The sequence below is a fragment of the Micromonospora sp. KC207 genome, assembly GCF_004348615.1.
Taxonomy (GTDB): Bacteria; Actinomycetota; Actinomycetes; order Mycobacteriales; family Micromonosporaceae; genus Micromonospora.
In genome coordinates, this window is sequence record NZ_SMKJ01000408.1 from 1 (window position 1) to 4407 (window position 4407).

The 4407-nt window shown below is 68.4% G+C and carries 2 protein-coding genes and 2 pseudogenes; 3 read left to right on the plus strand and 1 reads right to left on the minus strand.

The features are described 5' to 3' along the window. Positions 1–793: 793 nt before the first annotated feature. The gene (locus tag E1258_RS30175) at positions 794–1273 is read right to left on the minus strand and encodes a DUF5662 family protein (RefSeq protein WP_207919819.1); all 480 of its coding nucleotides are present in this window, start codon (positions 1271–1273) and stop codon (positions 794–796) included. A 365-nt stretch (positions 1274–1638) separates the two neighbouring features. Between E1258_RS30175 and E1258_RS30180 the strand changes: the two genes are divergently transcribed. The 3 genes and pseudogenes from E1258_RS30180 to E1258_RS30195 all read left to right on the plus strand — a co-directional run. Further along, a complete protein-coding gene (locus tag E1258_RS30180; protein ID WP_132407085.1) occupies positions 1639–2409 on the plus strand; it encodes a DUF429 domain-containing protein in 771 nt (256 codons plus the stop codon). A 47-nt stretch (positions 2410–2456) separates the two neighbouring features. Next, positions 2457–3640: pseudogene (locus E1258_RS30185) on the plus strand (DUF6361 family protein). After that, a pseudogene (locus E1258_RS30195) lies at positions 3627–4407 on the plus strand (hypothetical protein); the annotation flags it as partial. The pseudogenes E1258_RS30185 and E1258_RS30195, both read left to right, overlap by 14 nt.

Sequence of the window (4407 nt, forward strand, 5' to 3'; positions counted from 1 at the left end):
GATTAAGAGATTGATCTTGGTCGAGTCATTTAATCCATGTCGGTCGCTGAAGTCCAGCTTTTCGTGTTCGTGGCCCTGCTTCCTCAAGACGGTGTCCCACTCAGTCCGTCCGTTGCGAGCCTGTCCCTGGCACCGGAGCACCCGGTGAGCACCCACTGATGCGCGGAGTTGATCGACGGGAATGGTCGCGTCACACTGACGAGGTTCCGAGGCCGGGCCTGCCGATTCCGGGCATCGGCCCGCTACGCAGGGCTTCGTCACAGCGGGGTGCCCCACCAGGCATCCGGCCGCCAGAGGTCCGAAACGCAGCGGAAGTTGTCAGCGGCCGCGACTACGCTACGTAGGCATTCGATCAACGAAGATCAACCTAGGAGAGAGACAAAATGCGCGTCACCAAGGCGCGAGCGGTCACCCGACGACGTTCGATCCGCCGCGGGATTACCCCCGCAGCAGCTACAACCGCGACAAGGCTCAGATCAGCGCCGTTGAGCCGATCCAACTGATGTTCGCGTTCGATGCAGTCGGCCATGGTGCCGCCGGCCCATCGGGTCAGAGGCGGCCGACAACGAGGGTGTCTGCGGTGGGGTCGCCATGCCCGCCGCTGGCGTACCGGCCGTCGCCGTAATCGGGGACCGCAGGGTGGGGGCGGCGTCGAGGGTGGCCGCCACGGTCCTGCCGTTGACGGCGGTGTGGGCTTCCCGGCCGACGTGAGCGTCGAGCGCTTGGCGGGCCGGTGTGGAGGGCCCAGGCGGTGCGGGTGGCGTGCAGATGCAGCGGGTGGGTCGCGGCGATCCTATCGGTCGGTGCGGGTGGCTTCGTCGGCGATCCAGCCGAAGTGCCGGGCCGTGTTGGTCAGGATCTTGGCGAGTTGCGCGTCGATGCCGAACCGCTCGAAGCTCTTCGGCATGCTGTCGGCGAGGTCGCTGCCGCGCCGTTCGGACGCGGCTCGCCAGTCGGCCAGCATCTCGATCAGGTCCACGAGGGTCATCCCGTTAATGCCACGATCGTGGTGTTCCGGGTGATGCGCGTTGTGCGCGTAGTGGTGAGCGAGGCCGTCGCCCATCGCCGCAAGACAGGCTCGGTACTCGTCGCTGCCGTACTCGGCCGCCTGGAGCTTCGGCACGTACTCGTCGTACGTCTCCACCTCGGGCGGCTCAAGCTTGGACAGGTCGTGCTGGGTGGACCGGGCGATCAGTTCCTTGATCGGGGCGCCCATGAGGGTGCCGACGCGGAGGCTGTGGATAAGGGTGTCGGGGCGGCTGTCGTAGGTCACGGTGTCCTCCGGGGTCGGGAGGTGCGGATAGCGTTGATCTTGGTTGAGTCGTCTGGTCCAACGGGGTGACGTGAGTCCATCTGTTCACGCTCAGGCCCCAGCTTCACGGGACGGCGTCCGGCCCAGTCCATCGCGCGCCGGCCCCGTCCCATAGCGCGCGAGCACCCACGGAGACACCGCAGGGATCATCAACAGCCAGCTGGCCACGGACTCACGGTAGGCCCTGGCCATGCTCGCGCAGAATCACTCACACGGACCGGGCCACTCTCACTCGCCGATCCGGGGGGTCACGCGTACCTGAACGTCCTACAACGACAGTCGGTCGATCCATTTCTCGGCACATGAGCGGCACCTAGAGTATTGCGGTGCTGACCCTCGGCGTCGACTTCGCAGCGGCGGACAAACGTACGGCGATGGCGACCATCGAATGGCTGTCGGACCGCGCAGTGGTGCGAGACGTGGCCCTCGACGTCGGCGACGCCCAGATTGTCGAGGCCAGCCAGGACGCGGACAAGGTCGGGCTGGACTGCCCACTCGGCTGGCCGGAACCCTTCGTCGCGCTCGTCACGGCCCACCGGTCCGGCCACGTCACCATCGCCGACGGCGATGCCGCACGGTGGCGGCGTCGTCTGGCCTACCGGTTGACCGACGAGGTGGTACGCGAGACGACCGGCATCATTCCGCTCAGCGTGGCTGCGGACCGGATCGCCCATGCCGCTTTCCGGTGCGCCGGGCTGTTGGCGACGCTGGCCGCCGCCGGCCATGACGTCGACCGGTGCGGCGACGGCAAAATCGTCGAGGTGTACCCGGCCGCGGCTCTGTGCCGCTGGGGGTTGACGTACCGCGGTTACAAGGGACGGGGCCAGAAGACGCAGCATGCCGACCTCGTGACCGCGCTCTGCGCGGCCGCACCCTGGCTCGAGCTGGGCGCTTTCGAGGCGCTGTGTCGCCGCAGCCACGACGCCTTCGACGCCGTCGTCGCGGCCCTCAACGCGCGTGCCGCCGCCATAGGCAGGGCGATCCGACCCGACGACGAGCAGCGGCAGGTCGCAGGGGTAGAGGGCTGGATCGCCCTGCCCACGGGGCCGCTCAGCGACCTTGTCGACATCACCGGAGCGGGCGGGAGGCGCTCATGACCTCGGGGCTGAGTTGGCTGGACACGTCTCGCGAGGATCAGCAACGCATGCGCGAGTTGCTCAAGCTCTTCAGCGACACGGAGAGCCGGGACGAGTTGGGCGTCGGTCAGGTCCGTGACGCGTTCAGCGACCTGCTGTTTCCCGGCACGTCGGTCCTGCAGAACCGGGCACGTTACCTGTTGATCGTGCCCTGGTGCTACCAGGAGGCGCAAAAGCGTGGGCTACGTGGTGACCGCCTCGCCGCGCGGGTCGACCGCAACGAGCGGAAGGTGATCGCCGCTCTGCTGCGCGGAGAAGACACGGAGGGCATGATCGGCAGGCGTGCCGGAGTCGAGGTCCGCACCCTGCCCTCGAACATCTACGCCGTTGCTCTTCAGGAGTACGGCATCCGCAGCGGTGAGGATGACACGGCACCGGACCGACGGCTGGTATCCCGGCTGGCCGAGGCTGATGAGCTGACCGAGCGGTCGCGCGGCAGCTGGCATCCGACCCTGCCCGGGGCGCCGGCGAACTTTCCGCAAGAGGTCGAGGGTGGGCTGAGGTTACTCCCGGACGAGGCTCGTTGGCTGCGCGAGCGGATCATCGACGCGGTTCCCGGCACCCTGCTGGCGTACCTGCTTGAGCCCGCGCATCGCCCTGGGTCGGAGGGTGATGCGCCGTGGGATGAGCCGGTGGCGCTGGCCGCGCCGGAGACGATCGGTTCCCTGGTTCGGGACGCGCAGCGCTTCTCGCTGGCGATGCATGGTGCGGCGTTGTGTACAACCTGCTCGTCGCCGAGCGGTACGAGCGGGCGGGCCTGTCCGAGCACGAACAGCCGGCGGCTCGCTACCGCGACAGGCTGTCGGAATGGAGCGGTCGAGTGTCGGCGGAGCCGGGCCTCAAGGGCTGGGATAGGTCGGGGATGTGGACGCGGCTGATCGAGAGGAATCCGCGGATCAGCACGAACGTCAAGGCCCGGCAGTTCATCGAGCGGTGGCTCGACGCGGTGACCAGTGGGGCTGCTGGCGATGCCGCCGGCGACTCGACCTTGCGGGGCCTCGTCAGCGAGCGGGAGCGTTCGGTGAAGAAGGGCCAGTCGCGGTTGGTCAACGACAAGTTGTTGCGTACGTGGAGTGGCGCGTCGGGCAGTCGGCGGCTGGTGTTTCGTTGGCCGCAGGTTCGCCGGATCCTTGCCGACATCCACGACGGTTGCGCTGCGGGTCCTTCGGAGGCTGCCGATGCTCGCGCCTGACTCCCGCGCGCTGTTGCTCGACTCGTTGCGCCCACCTCCGGGGGCGCGGTTGTGCCGAGCCGTGGCGTTGACGTTCACCCTGGATCTGGAGAGTCTGCTGGTCGCACCGTTGGCGTTCGCCGCGCATGGCCTGCGGGAGTCGGCGGACCCGATCGCGGTCATGGAGGGTGTACGGCGCTGCGCGGACCGGATCGACGTGTTCTGTCAGGCGGGGCAGATCGTGGTGCCGTCAGGGGCGTCGGCGCTGTTGGCGTTCGTCGAGCCGATGGTGCACCAGGTGCACCGGCCCAAGCCGGGTCACCTGTTCCACCCCAAGCTGTGGGCGCTGCGGTTCCTCGACGACACGACCGGAGAGGTGTCGCTGCGGCTGCTGGTGCTCAGCCGCAATCTGACCAAGGGTCGTAGCTGGGACGTGTGCCTTCGGTTGGATGGCGTGCCCGGCACCCGCCCGAGGAAGGACAACCGGCCTCTGGCCGACCTTCTGCGCCATGCGGTGCGGCTGGCGGTCACGCCGCTACCGGCCGCCCGGCACGCGGCGATCGAGGCGCTGTGCGAGGACCTGCGTCGCGCCGATTGGGAACTACCCGAAGCTGCCCGAGACATGGTCTTCCATGCCTTCGGGGTGCCTGGTAGCCGCCCGCCGGACTTCGCGGGGACTCGTCACCTGGTCATCTCGCCGTTCTGCACGCCGGGTGGCCTGAACCGGTGCGCACCCAGCGGGGCGCTGTCGGTGGTGAGCCGGCAGGAGGCGCTCGACCGCCTGCCCG